The following is a 16,898-nucleotide window of genomic DNA, read 5'->3' as shown; positions in this document are numbered from 1 at the left end:
CTTACCCTTCGTTCCAATAATAAGAATCAGGATAGATTCTCTGTCCAAAGATAGCTGTACCCACTCGAACTATAGTGGCACCTTCTTCTATAGCTATTTCCAGGTCACCGCTCATACCCATAGACAGTTCCTTCAATTCCACCCCAGGTACCTGAATCTCTTTCCTAAGTCTATTCAACAATTGATAACAAAGCCTTACTTTATCTAAATCTGCACTAAATAGCCCTATGGTCATCAAACCTTTGATATTGATTCTATCTAGTTCTGCTACCCTTCGCACTAAATCTTCCGCTTGATCCGGATGTATGCCAAATTTACTCTCCTCCTCTGAGGTGTTTACTTGAATGAAAACATCTATGTCCTTGTTTTCTTTTTCAAGTCGGCTTTGCAACTTCTCTGCCAGGTCTAGTCTATCTAAAGACTGAATACAGGAGACATTGCATTTTAATAGGTCTTTGATTTTATTGGTCTGCAAATGGCCTATAAAATGTGAAATATGAGAAAAATCCTTTAAAGCATCAAACTTTTCCTTTACTTCCTGAACCTTGTTTTCTGCGATCAAGGTGTAGCCAGCCTGCATAGCGGTAAGAATTCTATCCGCAGTAACCGTTTTGGTAGCCAAAAGTAATCTTACTTCTTCCCGGCTTCTATTTGCTTTTGCGCAGGCAAGATCAATTCTATTTTGAATAATTTGTAAATTATGAAGTATATCTGCCATTATTCAATACCCGACCTAAGCTCCATAGAAAATAAGATGTCATCAAGTGCAAATTCATTTCTACCTGCCTCCTTCATATGATACATCGTACGGTAAACAATTTCCACGGATAAGGTGATAGCGTTCATGAGGTCTACTTTTTTTGCCAAAGAAATCAGCAATTGAGCGGCAAAAAGCTCTCCGGTTCCCGGAGGATGTAAGTCAATTTTCGGTGCTTGTACCAGAAGATCATCATTAACCAGATAGGTGCCCATATTCTCAGGCAAAACCTTTGGAACATTAGCACCTGTAACCATCACTATTTGCTGCTTGATCATCTTCTTAAACTGCTTCCTAAAATCCCCTTGTGTAAGGCATGAAGAACCTACTATTTTTTCTGCCTCGAAATGGTTAGGAGTTAAATAATCCGCTAAAGGGAATAAAGAGGAAATGATAGCCTCCGGTACATCATCTTGTACATATTGCCCTTTATCTACGTCACCCATCACCGGATCACATAAATAGCTTATATGAGGGTACTGCAATTTGGCTTCACGAATAAATTCTGCGGCAATTTCAATCTGTCTAGCGGATCCAAAAAAGCCCGTTATGATCAGATCTACCTCTTTTAATAGACCGAAATCCTTAATGCCACGCAGAACATCTGAAAATAGATCTTCCGGGATTACTCCACCTCCATAGATGGAATGTCCTAGGTGGTTCGAATACAAAACAGTGGGAACGGTAATGGTTTCAATTCCGGCTAGTTGTAGTACCAAAGATGTAGTGTTGCTGCCCACGAATCCGTAGGAAACCTGACTGTGTATGATTAAGACTTTCATAGGGTACAAAAGTATTTATTTGACCTGAAGAATGATAGAAAAATACCATCTAAACTATCTACGAAGCTAATAATTTGGATTTATTTAGTAATAAAAAACTGTTATGATATTCAAATATTACTTAAAATTGTATTATCAAAAATCTATCCAATGACAACTTTATTCTTAGGCGCTCTAAGTGGCCTGCAACTGACGATATTTACAGTAATCTACTTTCTCCTGCTAATTTATATCATTTACTCCATCTTCAAACGTGAAAAAGGAATTGACCTCGTTTCCTGGGTTCTGTTTGTCATTTTAGCACCTATCATCGGGCCTATTTTATATCTTCTAAAGGTAAGCTTTAGTGTAAAAAATATATCCGAGTAAATACTTGCAAATCTGAAAAATAATTACTAATTTAATAGTATAGACTCCTACTTTTTTTGTGCGTCAGGAGAAGGTTTATTCTATTACTTGGAATAGAAATAATTATACGGTAAATCATTGTTTACCAAAAGTAAAAGTATACACTTCTTATAGACGAGCAGCTGGCTTCCCGACCAAAGTCAGAAAGTGAATCCTGGCCTTACTGTTACCTTTCAGTGTGGTCATACCCAATACATGAGATCGACGAACTCGGATACCGCATAAACCTAAGATATGAGTGCGCATTAGTCGAATGGGTGAATTAGGAATGCATCTGATATACCACTCGGGAGCGTCAGCCGTAATAAAGAGTTCTGCAGTTTTCCCTTTCAAGTGCTTTTGGGTTTTTAATCCTTTCATATTATAGGCAAAGCCGGGCATCAAGACACGATCTATCCAACCTTGCAATAAGGCAGGCATACTTCCCCACCATACCGGATAAAAGAACACCAGATGATCAGCCCACAGTATATCCTTTTGAGACCTTTCTATAAAATCATCGGCTTCCATTCTGAGAGAGTACCCAAACCTGAGAATTGGGTCAAATTTTTCATCTCCTAAGACCAGCGTTCGCACTTCATGGGAACTAATCTCTATGTTTTGAAGATAGTTTTGAAACAAAGCCGACACATAACTTCCCTTATAAGGATGTCCATTAATGACCAATATCTTCATCCGTTTACTTTTTTGTCAAAAGTAAAAATGCAGCAGCGCCCACTTTTAGGACATTTGCCTAATATCGTTTCTAATCCTACTTAAATGTCTTTGAGTAATGCCTAAATAGGAGGCTATATAATGCAAAGGGATATCGCGTATGAGTTCAGGTTCTTTATGAAAAAGGGATAAATAACGCGCTTGTGCAGAATCCCTTTGCAACTGAAAAAACCTATCCTCTAAATCCAGATATTCGTTTTCTGCTATGGACTTGAGGAAACGAAGGAAATTTGGACTACTAAATCCTTCGATCTCATCTTTGGATGCCACCCAAAGAGAAGCATCCGTGAGGGCTTGTTGGCTCTCATAACTGGGCTTCCCGGTAATAAATGATGCATAAGGAGCAAGAAAGGTATTGGGGAAGCGAAAACAAAAGGTATTTTCATTGCCATCTATGTAATAGGAATGAAAGATCCCGGTTTCAATAAAAGCTACCTCCTTACAAGTTTCCCCCTCTTTAATGAAAAGTTCCCCTCTTATAATCTTCTTTTGTGAGAATTTGGATACAAAGAAGTTCAATTCTTCATTATCAAATGTTCTTAATCCTAAGAGATACTCTCGAATCATTTTAAGTCTGCCAAAATAAGCTTTTTCATGGACATGGTAGCTTGCATGGCTTTGTCGCGCACACTGGGATCGGAACTGGTAACTAGTTGGTAATATTCCACCGGCACCACTTGCCAGGACAAGCCGAACTTATCCTTGCACCATCCGCATGGACCTTCTTCTCCCCCATTAGAAGTAAGAGCGTCCCAGTAGTAATCCACCTCTTCTTGATCTTTACAATTGATGACTAAAGAAATAGCTTCATTGAATTTAAAATAGGGACCTGCCGCTAAGATCTGTAGTTCCATACCTGCGATCTCAAACAGGGCCGTTTCAAAGAATTCCTGTCCCCCTTGCTCAATAGCCTCAGGCGGGTTTTGAAAACGCTGAAATTCCTTTAACTTACCATCTTTGAAAATGGATAGATAGTAATCTACTACACCCTTGGCATCTGTATCTACCCAAAGGCAGGGGGTTATTTTCTGTGTGATCGTCATGGTTGGATATTTTTTTAAGAAAACGAGCACAATGCTACTTAAATTCTTCCAAAGAGGTAATAAAAAGATTCATCTTTAATTTCTAAACTAAAGGCAGGATCTTGATTTAAGCATCACAAAGCACGTACCTTAATAGAAAATAAACATCAATCAATAAGCTAAAATTCGATCTTACGGACTATAGAATTATCCTTCCTTATTCCAATTTTTATGACTACTCTCATTTAGGCATTGGGCTAAGGATCTCAATTCATTTTCCCTACCCTTAATTAGAGCCTCTTTCTTCTTTTTGCTCCAGCCTTGTACTTGTTTTTCTCTATAGAAAGCTTTATCGATTCGGTTAAATTCTTCATAATAAACCAAAGTTACAGGCAATCTCTTTTTAGTATAATTAGCACCTTCGCCATTTTGATGCTGTGCTAAACGTAATTCCAAATTAGTTGTGCTTCCAGTATAATAACTATCATCAGAGCATTTTAAAATGTACATATAACCTTTCATAGTGTTATTAATTTATGTGGATTCGAATGATATGGCTTCGACCAAGTCACTGGTCCCTGAGCGGAGTCGAAGGGACGAATTACTGCAACCGGGGCTTCGACTCCGCTCAGCCTCCGGTGAATAGTCATTGAGAGCAGCACAATTAAAATTATCCCTGAATAGGAATTTACACACGGTCCCTGAGCGGAGTCAAAGGGACGAAATACAGCCACCGGGGCTTCGACTCCGCTCAGCCACCGGTGAATAGTCATTGAGAGCAGCACAATTAAAATTATCCCTGAATAGGAATTTACACACGGTCCCTGAGCGAAGTCGAAGGGACGAAATATAGCCACCGGGGCTTCGACTAGGTCATTGGTCCCTGAGCGAAGTCGAAGGGATGAATTGCAGCCACCGGGGCTTCGACTCCGCTCAGCCTCCGGTGAATAGTCATTGAGAGCAGCACAATTAAAATTATCCCTGAATAGGAATTTACACACGGTCCCTGAGCGAAGTCAAAGGGACGAAATATAGCCACCGGGGCTTCGACTCCGCTCAGCCACCGGTGAATAGTCATTGAGAGCAGCACAATTAAAATTATCCCTGAATAGGAATTTACACACGGTCCCTGAGCGGAGTCAAAGGGACGAAATATAGCCACCGGGGCTTCGACTCCGCTCAGCCACCGGTGAATAGTCATTGAGAGCAGCACAATTAAAATTATCCCTGAATAGGAATTTACACACGGTCCCTGAGCGGAGTCGAAGGGACGAATTACACAGACGAAGGGACACTACCTATGTCCCATATGCCTCTCGTAGCACCTGTTGGAACAGCTAATGGTTGGTACGATGGTTATGTTAGACTTTCCTATGAAAATTAACTTTTACTATCTAAAATTACTAAGTTATGTAAGTAAAGTGCTTTACTGCAAGTGAATAATTTTTTTTTAATCATGAATTATTTAATCATTCAGATCTTCTATACAAGATAAATGTGAACCGTTTACTAACGTTAGAATTATATTCACAGCCTCTACATGCACTTTTTCAAATGGTAATATCCTATCTTTTATTAAATCACATATCAAGAGTGCAATTCGGCAGACTACCGGATTAAATATCATTCACCTCCATAAAATACTTGGCGTCCTCCCAGCCACCTTCTGTTCCGTAGTCAAAAAAGTTTTAAACAAAAAAAGGGTCAAACTTTCGTTCGACGCGGACGGCGAGTCCCTTAATAGTGACCGCGTCAGGATTCAAAGACTAGGAGTCCCCGACTAGGCGCCCCCCCAGCCACCTTCTGTTCCGTAGTCAAAAAAGTTTTAAACAAAAAAGGGCCAAACTTTCGTTCGACCCTTTAGTAGTGACCGCGTCAGGATTCAAACCTGAAACCTTCTGATCCGTAGTCAGATGCTCTATTCAGTTGAGCTACGCAGCCAGTTTCTTTTGTTTTGTGGTGTTTGGTAGCTGTTGGGACTGCAAAGGTAGTAAGAAGATTTTAAATTCCAAATCTAATCACGCAAAGAATTTAACTTTAAAGGGTCAATTTCTTGGTAGTATTTACGCACCTTTAACGCAATTGCCAGACCTACAGCAATTTCCGCCGCGGCAACTATCATAATAAAAATTGAAAAAATTTGTCCTTGCTCTGCAGATTTGTCAAATTTCGAGAAAATAGCGAAGTTAATATTGACCGCATTTAACATCATTTCCACCCCCATAAGCATTAGAACGAGGTTTTTCTTCGTTACCACTACCGCAAAACCTAAAGCAAATAGGACGGCCGATACGCATAAATATGGCATTAAATTATCTATCATCTCGCGCTATATAGGTGGCTCCAACCAGAGCCATTAATAATATCACACCCACCAATTCCAATATTAAAACATGGGATGTCATCAAGGCCAATCCCACCTTCTTGATAGAGATCAGCTCGACAGGTTCACCAGAAAGTAGTCGCAATTTTATAATCAATACTATCCAAACTGCAGCTAATAAGACCGCAACCAGAATCCCACGATTTTGAGCGGCATCTTCCACCACCAAATATTTCCTGCGTGTGCTCAGCATAATCCCAAAGATCAATAAAATCATAATCCCCCCCACATAGATCATGATTTGAGCAGCAGCCATAAATTCCGCTCCTGCAAACACAAACATTCCAGCTACACCTAAAAAAGTACTCAATAAACCATAGGCTGCATAAAGTACATTCTTACTAAGTAAGACATATACTCCTCCTCCAATTGTAAGCAGGCAAAACAACCAAAACACTAGATCAATCATTTGCCATTGGTGGTTTACGTTTTGGGACAAATTTAGCTTTTGATCCCTCAGAACTAGAATTATTTTCCCCTTCCGCCTGTTCGGGGTTACCTTTGGGTATAAAAGCTGACTTGGAACCCTCATCTGCTATTTGAGGTTTAGCCTTTGGCACGAAAGCAGGCTTGTTTTCACCTTCCGCAACTTCTGGCTTGGCTTTGGGCACAAAAGCTGGCTTGGAACCCTCATCTGCCACTTGTGGCTTCGCCTTTGGTACAAATGCAGGCTTTTTTTCACCTTCCTCCTGTACGGGCTTAGCTTTGGGTATAAAAGCTGGTTTAGAACCCTCATCTGCCCCTTGTAGCTTCGCCTTTGGAACAAATGCAGGCTTGTTTTCACCTTCCGCCTGTTCGGGCTTAGATTTTGGTACAAAAGCTGGTCTGGAAACTTCATCTGCCACTTGAGGCTTCGCCTTTGGAACAAAAGCAGCCTTATTTTCACCTTCCACCTGTTCGGGCTTAGCTTTGGGCATAAAAGCTGGTTTGGAAACTTCATCTGCCACTTGAGGCTTCGCCTTTGGAACAAATGCAGGCTTATTTTCACCTTCCGCCTGTTCGGGCTTAACTTTGGGTATAAAAGCTGACTTGGAACCCTCATCTGATATTTGAGGCTTCGCCTTTGGAACAAAAGCAGGCTTATTTTCACCTTCCGCCTGTTCGGGCTTAGCTTTGGGTATAAAAGCTGGTTTGGAAACTTCATCTTCCACTTGAGGCTTAGCCTTTGGAACAAAAGCAGGCTTATTTTCACCTTCCGCCTGTTCGGGCTTAGCTTTGGGTATAAAAGCTGGTTTGGAAACTTCATCTGCCACTTGAGGCTTCGCCTTTGGTACAAATGCAGGCTTTTTTTCACCTTCCGCCTGTTCGGGCTTAGATTTTGGCACGAAAGCAGGCTTGGAACCCTCATCAGCCTCTTGTGGCTTACCTTTTGGCAAAAATCCTGGTTTAGCATTTTCCTCCCCTACTTGAGGCTTCGCCTTTGGAACAAAAGCAGACTTAGCTACTCCTTCTGAAGCCTCAGGTTTGGCTTTAGGGGTAAAAACTGGTTTAGCCACGGATGGAGAATCATTACCTTTAGGCTTATCTAAGGCTTTTGAAGCCTCCTTTTCCGCCACAAATTGCTGATACAACTCTCTCTTTTCTTCCGCTTCTTTAGCAGAAAGATTAGAAAATGCGAAATTCAGCAAATCTACTTCCTCAACTGAAAAATCATATTCAGAAGTCATGGTCAAGCATTCTGTAGGACATACGGTAGTACATAAACCACAGAAACAACATTTCGCCATGTCTATATTGAACTTAGCAGCATGCAAACGAACCGGAGATCCATCTGATGCATATCTAATCAATTCCGGAGATTTTATGGCTTCTATTTCTATACAATCAACCGGACAGACCTTTGCACATTTATCACAAACAATGCAATCGTCAATCTCACAATCCAATTGATATCTACCCGTATCTGGCACTTCCAATCGCGCATGGGGATACTGTAAGGTCACATTACCTTCATCTACCTGAAAAAACTCAGTAGAACGAAGTTCCATATGACCCTTACTATGCCTAGCCGCCCATAAGTGCTTTAGCGTTAAGCCCAAACCCTTACTCGTAGTGCGAATCCCTCTCAGGATATTGCGGAAATAAGCCAAAACGTTTTCCATAGTATACTGGACAAAAATACGAATTACCACCTAACTTTGCGGCATTAAAGGATAGAAACCTTTCTTTATGCAGAAAATCTTAAAATATGTAGTTGGACCGGAAATAGCCTTTGACCAGGATGCTTTAGAATCATTTCTAAAAAAGAAAACGGGATTAGATCAATTCCACTTTCGCAAATACCGTCAATCTATAGACGCCAGAGGTAAAGCCGTGAAGGTAAATTTAGAAGTTGAAATTTCCACAGATGGCCCATTTCAACCTCTTGACTTCCCAGAATACCAGTACAAATCAGGACCTTTCAAAAAGAAACTCATCATAATAGGCGCAGGACCTGCGGGACTTTTTGCAGCCCTACGCTGCTTAGAACTTCAGATCCAACCCATCATTCTGGAAAGAGGAAAGGACGTTCGTGCTCGAAGAAGAGATCTTGCAGCCATCAATAAAGAACACATTGTCAATCCAGATTCCAATTATTGCTTTGGAGAAGGAGGAGCAGGAACGTATTCCGACGGAAAGCTATACACAAGATCAAAGAAGAGAGGCGACATCAGGAGGATACTAGAGATCTTTGTGAAGCATGGAGCTACAGAAAGAATCTTAGTCGAAACCCACCCGCATATTGGAACAAACAAATTACCGGTAGTAATAGAAAACATCCGAAACACCATCCTGCAAAACAGTGGAGAAATCCATTTTGACACCAAAGTAACCGACTTCCTCTTTGAGAATGGACAAATTAAAGGTGTAATCAGCCAAGGAGACAAAACATGGCAGGCGGATGGAGTTATTCTAGCTACAGGTCACTCTGCAAGAGATATCTTTGAGCTTTTACACCAAAAAGGTCTGGCTTTGGAGAATAAGCCTTTTGCCTTAGGAGTCAGGGTTGAGCATGCGCAAAAATTCGTAGATTCTTGTCAATACCATACTCCTCAAAGAGGACTATTGCCTGCTGCTGCATATAGTTTAGTGGAACAAACGAATTTTGAGGGAGTACAGAGAGGAGTATTCAGCTTCTGTATGTGCCCAGGAGGATTCATAGTTCCGGCCTCTACTGCTCCGGGAGAGCTAGTGGTGAACGGCATGTCTCCTTCTAGAAGAGACTCGTACTTTGCAAACTCCGGTGTGGTAGTGGCCATTGACGAAAGAGACTGGGCACCCTACCTGGAAAAATATGGCCCCTTATCTGCACTCCAATATCAAAAAGTAATAGAACAAAGGGCACATCAACTTGTGATAGAAAAGTCAGGAGCAGAATATTCCCAAGCAGCTCCTGCTCAAAAGATAAAAGATTTTTATAGCGGTAAAGTAAGCAAAGACTTAAATGAAACCTCTTATCAACCCGGTCTAATCCCACTGGACTTTCATCATATCCTCCCCAAACCTATAGCAGGTGCATTGAAGCAAGGCTTGAAAGGATTTAATAGAAAGATGAAAAACTATGAACTCGGGCAAATGATTGGAATAGAAAGTAGAACCTCTTCCCCTGTGCGCATACCTCGAACGGAAGAGGACCTGGAACATCCTGAGGTCCAGAGATTTTACCCTTGCGGAGAAGGTGCAGGATATGCTGGAGGAATAGTTTCCGCTGCAGTAGACGGTGAAAGATGCGTAAACGCATTCGCCAAAAAATACTTGGAAAAATACTAAAATCGCTATACATTGTCACACAGACTTATTAAACATGGATTCCACCATTACTTTCCTAGAAAAAAGGCTCAAAGACCCTTTACCTGGGATAGCATCTCATAAGAGATTCATGCATCCGGGTAGAAGCATGGATATTCCTGCTGATTTAAGAAGCAGTGCTGTACTGATTCTTTTGTATCCACATGAAAATGAGATCTATTTTCCTCTCATCTTACGACCAAAGTATGACGGTAAACATGGAGGGCAAATGGCATTACCGGGTGGAAAGACAGAACCTTCAGATGAGAATGTGATCCGTACGGCCTTACGTGAAGCTCAGGAAGAGATTGGTATTCGGGCTATGGATGTTCAAATCCTGGGACAATTAACGGAAGTCTATATCCCTATCAGTAATTATGTAGTATATCCTGTAATAGGATTCATGGATTATACTCCACAATTTTATCCCGATGCCAGAGAAGTAGACAAGATTTACACTCCTAAGTTGACAGATTTAAAAGGGGAAACTGTGCATAGAACCATTACCATTGGTAATCAAGAAGTAGACGTACCGGGATTTGAGATTCAAGACACCTGGGTATGGGGTGCTACAGCCTTAATGCTCGGAGAGTTATCAGATATACTTTGGCCATAAAAAAAGGTCGTTTAAAACGACCTTTCTCTTATTCAGCATCTTTGTATTTTACGACAATCTGATCAGACAAAAACTCCTCTAGCGCTACACTAGTAGGTTTAGGCTGTCTTTCATAGTACTTAGAAATTTCAATCTGTTCTCTGTTTTCAAAGATTTCTTCTAAGTTATCTACGCTAGAGGCAAACTCGCTTAATTTATGCGATAACTCTTCTTTAGATTTAATCGCGATTTGCTGAGCCCTCTTAGAAACTACGTACACAGATTCATACAAGTTAGTGGTCTTAGAAGCCAAAACATCTGTATCGCGAGTGATAATCGAAGGATTTATTGCCATAGTTATTTCAATTTAAAACGCAAAATTACAAAACTTTTTCTTATTTATCAACTTCTTCCGCTTTAGCGGCTTCAGCTTGCTTTTTCATCTCCTCTATCTGCTTCTCTATTTCTGCTACTTTTTGCAATCCTTTTAAGGATTTATCATAAAGTTTTTCCAGATCCTTAAGGTATTTGCTATTGGGATATTTGTCAATAAACTTATTGTAGTATTCAATAGCCTGATTGTATCTCTCCTTTTGTTTATTAAATAAACTAAGATCAGCCAGTTCATACTGTGCAGTGATCTGCATAGCACTCAGTTCCTCGTTATACTTCGAATCAGGAAAATCCTTTTTGAAGTTATCTATAGTCACTACAGAAGCTAAATAATTACTCAAACCGCCCCAAGACGGGTCACGAGTTTTGAAATACTGCTTAGCTTTTTCGTAAGACTTACGCTCTAATCTTTCCCTCAAATCTTGTAGATTCTTTGCACAATCATCTGCGTACTTGCTATCAGGATAAGAGTTTATAAAGGTCTGAAGAGCATCAATAGCCGTCAAGGTATTCGTCTGATCCAAATTATATGGAGGAGTATCCTTATACATGGAATAAGCATACATATAATACGCTTCTTCCGCAAACGGACTATTATTATACGTAGCGTAGAAGGTATTGAAGAGATAAGAACTCATTTGGTAGTTACCCAAATAATAGTTCGCATACGCATTGTAGAACTGGGTTCTTTCAGCAGTACTATCGCCCTTCAAAAGAGGTGCGATCTCTTCAAAAAGCACAGAAGCCTTATAATAATCTGCTTTCTTGTAATACTTAACAGCAGCAGCATATTTTTCTTCGGTAGTTCCTTTCTTCTGAACTCTGGAGAACTCCCTAGAACATGAAAAAATTAAAACACTTAAGACGAGTAAGGGATATAATCTAAGATTCATCCGACAAAGGTAAGAGATTCTAATGGGTAATAAACGCAGAGCAAGTTATAAAATTATTTTTCTACCAACAGTTTTTTAGTTCCAATCTTCTTTCCATCTACCACAAACTGCACCATGTAGATCCCTGACTCTAGATTTGAAGTGTTCAATTTAACTTTATTCCCATTAGCAGTAACCGGATACTCTAGCAGGGGAGAACCTACCATGCTCATTACAGTTACCCGAGCTTCCTTAAACTGATCTAGAGCATCATAAGGAATCTCTACAAAATCTACAGCAGGGTTAGGGAACATGTTTCCAAACTTAATCTTATCAGAAACGATCTCAGTACCTTTATGAGGTTCAGATTTCGTATCCCCTTCCTTCTTTAGCAATAGATTTCGATAATATTGAGTAAACTCTGTCCTGGAGTTAAAATTGATCTTTTCAGGAGTCTTACCAAATACTGGTGCAGGCTCTTTTACGATGGGCTTCTTTCCGTCTTTCCCAACGTTCAGACGTGACTGAGCGTTTTGGGCAAGCAAGGTCACGGACGTCATGGACGCCATGATCACCAAGAGGGCTATTTTGCTAAACCATTTCAACGGAACGTAAAATTTGTCTTATAACTTCTTTTTTTTCTACAATTTACAAAGACATTTCTGTCTTTCATAACTATAGACACACTTTTTTATTAAAAGGTTGCATCTATAGATTAAAAATAGCTTAAAATTAACAAGTTGGAATACCCATCTTATTCACTCTAGTGGCATGACGTCCACCTTCAAACGGCGTATTCAAGAACTCTTTCACGTATTCAAGTGCCTGATGCTCAGATATAAACCTAGCAGGCAAACAGATCACATTGGCGTTATTGTGCTGACGAATCAGCTTCACCACTTCTAAATTCCACGCTAAACCAGCACGAACTCCCTGGTGTTTATTCGCAGTCATACATACCCCATTGGCACTTCCACAAAGTAAAATGCCGAAATCATACTCACCCTTTTCTACCGCATTTGCTACAGGATGGGCAGCATCAGGATAGTCCATGGACTCCTCTGAATAGGTTCCATAATCTGCGGTTTTAAAATTCTGCTCTTGTAACCAGGCTAAGATCTTTTGCTTGTACTGAAATCCGGCATGATCACTGCCGATTGCTATCCTTAATGCCATCTATCTTAATTTTTTGAGGATTATTAATTATCAATAGACAAAAATAAAGAAAGCAAATAGAACCATTACTATTTAAAACCTCCAAACATTCAATTCATCTACCTATTTCTTATCTGAGAGAACAAAATTTTGGTTCATAGAGGAGATTTCCTAAAAAGAATATGGTTAGAATAGAGCTTTGTACTCTTAAGTTATCTACTATGGCTACTATTTGATCCAAAGTGACCGCCACCTTCTATATCATAGCAGAGCCACTTGTTAGCCACAAACACTACCCTACTTTTTACCTTGCACAACGATTTATTTAGATAAAATGACCCAGTTTTGACCTTCTTCCCCTAGTAGATGCACTTTCGCCAAACTTCTCTATGTACTTTAGACACCCATTCTTTACGTATAGAAATTTTTCCCCTAGAAATTCATTCATTTTCTCTGCCGTCTGCTTATCAATCATTTACTTACTACGAGTAATATCAACGGAAGACTCTGCTCCTACCTATGTCATCGCCATTTTTTTAGTGGACAACATGAAATAAGATTTTAATCTTTGGTATGAAAATTAGAAGTTCACTATACCACAAGACTCTCTAATTTAACTATTAAATCAATCTCTACTACTTCAGAAATTAGATTGCATAGACTATATTTCAGGATCATCAAAGCTATTCCCTGACGCAATTGATAGTACACCCGTTTTTTTATATCTTTGGCCTTATTATCTCCTTAAAATGCACAATGAACTATTCAACTTTATAGCGAAATATATCACCCTAGATCAGGAAGAAAAAGCAGCATTAGAATCACTCAACTTGATCAGGTCTTTTAAAAAAGGTAGTATACTCCTAAAAGAAGGCCAGAAATCTACAGAAAGTTATTTTGTATTAAAAGGCTGTATCAGGACCTATTATATTCTAGAAGGAGAAGAAAAAACTACGGCTTTTTATACGGAATCAGAAGCTTTGACCCCACCTTGCGTGCTCCAGAATACGGCATCCGAATTTTATGTGAGTAGCGTGGAAGACTCCATTCTATGCGTATCAAATGCACAAATGGAGGAAGAAATAAACCAAAAATTTCCAAAGTTTGATGCCATGTGTAGGGTATTTTCTGCTGAACTTTTGGCCCGAAAAAATATAGATTTCGACCAATTTAAAACCTCTTCTCCTGAAAAAAGATACCTAAATCTCGTAGAAAACAGGCCTGATCTCATCCAAAGAATACCCCAACATCAAATAGCCAGTTACCTGGGAATAAAACCTCAATCGCTTAGTAGATTGAGGAGAAGAATCATGAAAAAATAAACTACCTAGCATGAAATTTATCCTACTAATCTTATTATCTGTATCGGCTTGGGCTCAAAGTCCACTTGAAGATATATTAAATAAATACGAAGGCGTAGGCCTGTCTTACGCTGTAGTCAAAAAAGGCAAAATCATTCGCACGGGGGCTGTGGGCAAGAAGAATTTGGATACCGGCGAAGATTTAAAACCTGAGCATATCTTCCGAATTGCCTCTATTAGTAAATCCTTTACCGCAACTGCATTAATGCACCTCCAAGCGGAAGGCAAACTGGATATAGATGATGATATCAGTAAATACCTGGGTTATCCCTTAAGGCACCCTAAGTACCCGGAGGTAGTCATCACTTTAAAAATGCTAATGTCACATACTTCCGCATTAAGCGATGCCAAAGGCTATTTCACTTTGGATGTTTTGGAAAATGATCCTCCCTTTCACCCCTATGCCCCTGGAGAAGGCTATTCCTATTGCAACCTAAATTATAACCTACTAGGAAGTGTAGTTGAAAAGGTCTCAGGAATCCGTTTTGATCAATACATAGAGCAAATCATCTTAAAACCTCTGGGACTGACGGCCGGATACCGGGTAGATGCACTTCCAGCTCAACTCCTGACTCCTCTTTACGCCTACGAAAATGGCTTTAAGGTTTCTGAGGCAGCTTACCATCCAAGAAGAGAAGAGATAAGTAAATATGAAATGGGGAAAACCACACCCATCTTCTCGCCTACTGGAGGGATGAAAATCTCCGCCCCTGATTTAGCTAAGTACATGATCATGCACATGAATTACGGAAAGAAAGGAGTTCTGTCCAAAAAGAGCGCCCAAATCATGCAGACACCCGTCTTAAAAGGCTATGGATTAGGATTACTCCAGACTGAACTATTGATCCCCGGCGAAACCATGATAGGGCATACCGGTTCAGCATATGGACTTTACAGTATGATGTTTTTCCATCCGAAAAAAAATTTGGCTATGTAGTCATCACGAACGGTTGCAAAGACTGCACAGCTGAACCTTATAATCTTATGCTTAAAGAGGCTGTTCTATACCTGGATCAAGAATTTAGAAAATAAGGTCTAGGTCCAGACTTTTTTTCAATTCCCATAATACCGGATTCTTCTCTGCCATGGCCTCGAATTTTTGTTGCTCGGTTCTAGGCTTGGCTTGAGTTTCCTCTGCTGTTACTATAGCATCGGCACTAATCTCCCCATTCTTAAGTTTGCGTTTCAGATATTCTAACATATCTGACTTCAAATTCTCGAATAGCCCATATAGAAAGGTATTGGGAAGTTTGAATTGAATATGCGTATCCTTAATATCATACCCACTTTCAAAGATCAATCGCTCATTAGGAGAAGAACGCTGCTTAAAGAACTCAGACAATGCTCCTATGGCTTGTCCTTCCGTAAATGGATTTTTCACGTCATAAACTGGAGTAGCTACCACCTCCTCCTTCACCGCTTCTTCCTTCTTATGCAAGCTCTTAACCGACTTCAATCCCGCAATCCCAATGGGCTTTTTAGGGCCGGAAACAGTAGGTAATGTCACTGTTGGCGTCAGATTTGGAGCCTGAACCGTTAAGTCAGGAGTTTTTTTTTCAGCCTCAGGTAATTGTGCCAGGTTCAAGACCGATTGAATTTGAGACAATTTCAACAATCCCACTTCTACATGCAAACGCTGGTTCTTTGATGATTTAAAATGAATATCCATCTGAGAACTTACGCTCAAAGCTGAAAGCAAAAAGGAAGTATTGATCCATTTAGATTGCTCCAGATACTTAGACTTGATGGTTTCAGATAGCTCTAGTATATGTACAGTTTCGGGATTTTTACAAATAAGTAGATTCCGGAAATGTTCTGCCAAACCTACTACAAATTGATGCAAATCAAAACCCTTAGTAATGATCTCATTTAAGATCAAAATTATCTCAGTGATGTCTCCTTTGTACAAATGATCTGTCATTCGGAGATAATAGTCATAATCCAAGACATGAAGGTTTTCCAAGACATCCTTGTACCTTAACACTCTATCATTAGAAAAGGTCACGTTCAAGTCAAACATGGACAAGGCATCCCTCAAACCTCCATCGGCCTTCAATGCGATCAACTCTAAAGCTTCAGGTTCAAAACCAATGTTCTCTTTAATAGCAATATTGGCCAAATGATCCGCCATATCCTTGATTTGAATCCTATTAAAATCAAAGATCTGACACCTACTTAGAATAGTAGGGAGAATCTTATGCTTCTCCGTAGTTGCCAGGATAAAGATGGCATAAGCAGGAGGCTCTTCAAGCGTCTTCAGGAAGGCGTTAAAGGCCGCTTGAGATAGCATATGAACCTCATCTATGATATAGACCTTGTATTTCCCATCCTGAGGAGGAAAACGTACCTGATCAATCAAATTCCGAATATCCTCTACCGAGTTATTTGAGGCCGCATCCAGCTCATGAATATTGAAAGAAGCATTTTGAGCAAAGTTCTTACAGGAAGTACACTCATTACATGGTTCTGTATCTGCGCTAACATTTTGACAGTTAATGGTCTTTGCCAAAATCCTGGCGCAAGTCGTTTTACCTACCCCTCTAGGTCCTGTGAATAAAAAAGCCTGAGCCAATTGACCCGAAGAAATGGCATTTTTCAAGGTGGTGGTAATGTGAGATTGACCCACAACAGAATCAAAGGTGACCGGACGGTACTTTCGAGCTGAAACGACAAAATTATCCATAACAC

General features: G+C 40.1%; 19 protein-coding genes and 1 tRNA gene. 5 read left to right on the top strand and 15 right to left on the bottom strand.

All coding sequences use genetic code 11. The features are described 5' to 3' along the window. Nucleotide 1: 1 nt before the first annotated feature. Nucleotides 2–718, bottom strand: coding sequence for a YggS family pyridoxal phosphate-dependent enzyme (locus LBYS_RS03520; protein ID WP_013407525.1), 717 nt, complete (start codon nt 716–718; stop codon nt 2–4). Beyond that, complete coding sequence (gene pdxY / locus LBYS_RS03515) at nt 718–1,539, bottom strand: pyridoxal kinase (RefSeq protein WP_013407524.1); 822 nt, start codon at nt 1,537–1,539, stop codon at nt 718–720. The genes LBYS_RS03520 and pdxY overlap by 1 nt, the downstream gene beginning before the upstream one ends. Before the next feature lie 150 nt (nt 1,540–1,689). On the opposite strand from pdxY, the gene LBYS_RS20005 reads away from it, so the two are divergent. After that, the gene (locus LBYS_RS20005; RefSeq protein WP_013407523.1) at nt 1,690–1,908 is read left to right on the top strand and encodes a PLDc N-terminal domain-containing protein; all 219 of its coding nucleotides are present in this window, start codon (nt 1,690–1,692) and stop codon (nt 1,906–1,908) included. A gap of 147 nt (nt 1,909–2,055) precedes the next feature. On the opposite strand, the gene LBYS_RS03505 is transcribed toward LBYS_RS20005, so the two are convergent. The 8 genes from LBYS_RS03505 to LBYS_RS18585 all read right to left on the bottom strand — a co-directional run bounded on the left by LBYS_RS03505 (nt 2,056) and on the right by LBYS_RS18585 (nt 8,168). Next, entirely contained in the window at nt 2,056–2,622 is a 567-nt protein-coding gene (locus LBYS_RS03505; protein WP_013407522.1) for an NAD(P)H-dependent oxidoreductase, read from the bottom strand. A 45-nt stretch (nt 2,623–2,667) separates the two neighbouring features. Next, nucleotides 2,668–3,228: a Crp/Fnr family transcriptional regulator gene (locus LBYS_RS03500; protein WP_013407521.1), complete on the bottom strand. Its 561-nt coding sequence runs from the start codon at nt 3,226–3,228 to the stop codon at nt 2,668–2,670. Further along, entirely contained in the window at nt 3,225–3,704 is a 480-nt protein-coding gene (locus tag LBYS_RS03495) for a VOC family protein (RefSeq protein ID WP_013407520.1), read from the bottom strand. The genes LBYS_RS03500 and LBYS_RS03495 overlap by 4 nt, the downstream gene beginning before the upstream one ends. Before the next feature lie 186 nt (nt 3,705–3,890). Beyond that, nucleotides 3,891–4,205: a GIY-YIG nuclease family protein gene (locus LBYS_RS03490; RefSeq protein WP_013407519.1), complete on the bottom strand. Its 315-nt coding sequence runs from the start codon at nt 4,203–4,205 to the stop codon at nt 3,891–3,893. A gap of 1,345 nt (nt 4,206–5,550) precedes the next feature. Continuing rightward, nucleotides 5,551–5,624: transfer RNA gene (locus LBYS_RS03480), tRNA-Arg, on the bottom strand. A gap of 73 nt (nt 5,625–5,697) precedes the next feature. Further along, nucleotides 5,698–6,006, bottom strand: a complete 309-nt coding sequence (gene nuoK, locus LBYS_RS03475; RefSeq protein ID WP_148225757.1) for an NADH-quinone oxidoreductase subunit NuoK — start codon at nt 6,004–6,006, stop codon at nt 5,698–5,700. Beyond that, nucleotides 5,996–6,475, bottom strand: a complete 480-nt coding sequence (locus LBYS_RS03470) for an NADH-quinone oxidoreductase subunit J family protein (protein ID WP_013407517.1) — start codon at nt 6,473–6,475, stop codon at nt 5,996–5,998. The genes nuoK and LBYS_RS03470 overlap by 11 nt, the downstream gene beginning before the upstream one ends. Beyond that, the gene (locus LBYS_RS18585) at nt 6,468–8,168 is read right to left on the bottom strand and encodes a 4Fe-4S binding protein (RefSeq protein ID WP_083794535.1); all 1,701 of its coding nucleotides are present in this window, start codon (nt 8,166–8,168) and stop codon (nt 6,468–6,470) included. Before LBYS_RS18585 ends, LBYS_RS03470 begins: the two co-directional genes overlap by 8 nt. Before the next feature lie 67 nt (nt 8,169–8,235). Here LBYS_RS18585 and LBYS_RS03460 point away from each other — a divergent pair, with 67 nt between their 5' ends. Both LBYS_RS03460 and LBYS_RS03455 read left to right on the top strand, forming a co-directional pair. Then, complete coding sequence (locus tag LBYS_RS03460) at nt 8,236–9,816, top strand: NAD(P)/FAD-dependent oxidoreductase (RefSeq protein WP_013407515.1); 1,581 nt, start codon at nt 8,236–8,238, stop codon at nt 9,814–9,816. A gap of 34 nt (nt 9,817–9,850) precedes the next feature. Then, nucleotides 9,851–10,450, top strand: coding sequence for an NUDIX hydrolase (locus LBYS_RS03455; protein ID WP_013407514.1), 600 nt, complete (start codon nt 9,851–9,853; stop codon nt 10,448–10,450). A gap of 28 nt (nt 10,451–10,478) precedes the next feature. Here the strand turns inward: LBYS_RS03455 and LBYS_RS03450 are convergent, their stop codons facing one another. The 4 genes from LBYS_RS03450 to rpiB all read right to left on the bottom strand — a co-directional run bounded on the left by LBYS_RS03450 (nt 10,479) and on the right by rpiB (nt 12,870). Further along, nucleotides 10,479–10,784 (bottom strand): DNA-directed RNA polymerase subunit omega, encoded by a 306-nt coding sequence (locus LBYS_RS03450; protein ID WP_013407513.1) that lies wholly within the window; start codon nt 10,782–10,784, stop codon nt 10,479–10,481. A 40-nt stretch (nt 10,785–10,824) separates the two neighbouring features. Next, nucleotides 10,825–11,715 (bottom strand): outer membrane protein assembly factor BamD, encoded by an 891-nt coding sequence (locus LBYS_RS03445; RefSeq protein ID WP_013407512.1) that lies wholly within the window; start codon nt 11,713–11,715, stop codon nt 10,825–10,827. A 53-nt stretch (nt 11,716–11,768) separates the two neighbouring features. Beyond that, nucleotides 11,769–12,299 carry a T9SS type A sorting domain-containing protein gene (locus tag LBYS_RS03440; RefSeq protein WP_013407511.1) on the bottom strand — a complete coding sequence of 177 codons (531 nt, stop codon included), beginning with the start codon at nt 12,297–12,299 and terminating at the stop codon, nt 11,769–11,771. Nucleotides 12,300–12,426: 127 nt separating this feature from the next. Next, entirely contained in the window at nt 12,427–12,870 is a 444-nt protein-coding gene (gene rpiB, locus LBYS_RS03435; protein ID WP_013407510.1) for a ribose 5-phosphate isomerase B, read from the bottom strand. 728 nt (nt 12,871–13,598) lie between these two features. Here rpiB and LBYS_RS03430 point away from each other — a divergent pair. After that, on the top strand, nt 13,599–14,171 hold the full coding sequence (locus LBYS_RS03430) for a Crp/Fnr family transcriptional regulator (RefSeq protein WP_013407508.1): 573 nt from the start codon (nt 13,599–13,601) through the stop codon (nt 14,169–14,171). A gap of 10 nt (nt 14,172–14,181) precedes the next feature. Then, nucleotides 14,182–15,147: a serine hydrolase domain-containing protein gene (locus tag LBYS_RS03425; protein ID WP_013407507.1), complete on the top strand. Its 966-nt coding sequence runs from the start codon at nt 14,182–14,184 to the stop codon at nt 15,145–15,147. An 84-nt stretch (nt 15,148–15,231) separates the two neighbouring features. On the opposite strand, the gene LBYS_RS03420 is transcribed toward LBYS_RS03425, so the two are convergent. Continuing rightward, nucleotides 15,232–16,893 (bottom strand): DNA polymerase III subunit gamma/tau, encoded by a 1,662-nt coding sequence (locus LBYS_RS03420; RefSeq protein WP_013407506.1) that lies wholly within the window; start codon nt 16,891–16,893, stop codon nt 15,232–15,234. Nucleotides 16,894–16,898: the final 5 nt, after the last annotated feature.

Source organism: Leadbetterella byssophila DSM 17132 (assembly GCF_000166395.1).
Classification (GTDB): domain Bacteria; phylum Bacteroidota; class Bacteroidia; order Cytophagales; family Spirosomataceae; genus Leadbetterella; species Leadbetterella byssophila.
This window is presented reverse-complemented; position numbering and strand designations above follow the sequence as displayed.

Bases quoted from the DNA above. Each gene is read 5' to 3' on its own strand.
- rpiB (WP_013407510.1), bottom strand. From the start codon at position 12,870: ATGGCATTAAGGATAGCAATCGGCAGTGATCATGCCGGATTTCAGTAC.
- LBYS_RS03425 (WP_013407507.1), top strand. From the start codon at position 14,182: ATGAAATTTATCCTACTAATCTTATTATCTGTATCGGCTTGGGCTCAA.
- LBYS_RS03460 (WP_013407515.1), top strand. From the start codon at position 8,236: ATGCAGAAAATCTTAAAATATGTAGTTGGACCGGAAATAGCCTTTGAC.
- LBYS_RS03495 (WP_013407520.1), bottom strand. From the start codon at position 3,704: ATGACGATCACACAGAAAATAACCCCCTGCCTTTGGGTAGATACAGAT.
- LBYS_RS20005 (WP_013407523.1), top strand. From the start codon at position 1,690: ATGACAACTTTATTCTTAGGCGCTCTAAGTGGCCTGCAACTGACGATA.
- LBYS_RS03470 (WP_013407517.1), bottom strand. From the start codon at position 6,475: ATGATTGATCTAGTGTTTTGGTTGTTTTGCCTGCTTACAATTGGAGGA.
- LBYS_RS03430 (WP_013407508.1), top strand. From the start codon at position 13,599: ATGCACAATGAACTATTCAACTTTATAGCGAAATATATCACCCTAGAT.
- LBYS_RS03490 (WP_013407519.1), bottom strand. From the start codon at position 4,205: ATGAAAGGTTATATGTACATTTTAAAATGCTCTGATGATAGTTATTAT.
- LBYS_RS03450 (WP_013407513.1), bottom strand. From the start codon at position 10,784: ATGGCAATAAATCCTTCGATTATCACTCGCGATACAGATGTTTTGGCT.
- LBYS_RS03505 (WP_013407522.1), bottom strand. From the start codon at position 2,622: ATGAAGATATTGGTCATTAATGGACATCCTTATAAGGGAAGTTATGTG.
- pdxY (WP_013407524.1), bottom strand. From the start codon at position 1,539: ATGAAAGTCTTAATCATACACAGTCAGGTTTCCTACGGATTCGTGGGC.
- LBYS_RS03455 (WP_013407514.1), top strand. From the start codon at position 9,851: ATGGATTCCACCATTACTTTCCTAGAAAAAAGGCTCAAAGACCCTTTA.
- nuoK (WP_148225757.1), bottom strand. From the start codon at position 6,006: ATGATAGATAATTTAATGCCATATTTATGCGTATCGGCCGTCCTATTT.
- LBYS_RS03445 (WP_013407512.1), bottom strand. From the start codon at position 11,715: ATGAATCTTAGATTATATCCCTTACTCGTCTTAAGTGTTTTAATTTTT.
- LBYS_RS18585 (WP_083794535.1), bottom strand. From the start codon at position 8,168: ATGGAAAACGTTTTGGCTTATTTCCGCAATATCCTGAGAGGGATTCGC.
- LBYS_RS03420 (WP_013407506.1), bottom strand. From the start codon at position 16,893: ATGGATAATTTTGTCGTTTCAGCTCGAAAGTACCGTCCGGTCACCTTT.
- LBYS_RS03500 (WP_013407521.1), bottom strand. From the start codon at position 3,228: ATGATTCGAGAGTATCTCTTAGGATTAAGAACATTTGATAATGAAGAA.
- LBYS_RS03520 (WP_013407525.1), bottom strand. From the start codon at position 718: ATGGCAGATATACTTCATAATTTACAAATTATTCAAAATAGAATTGAT.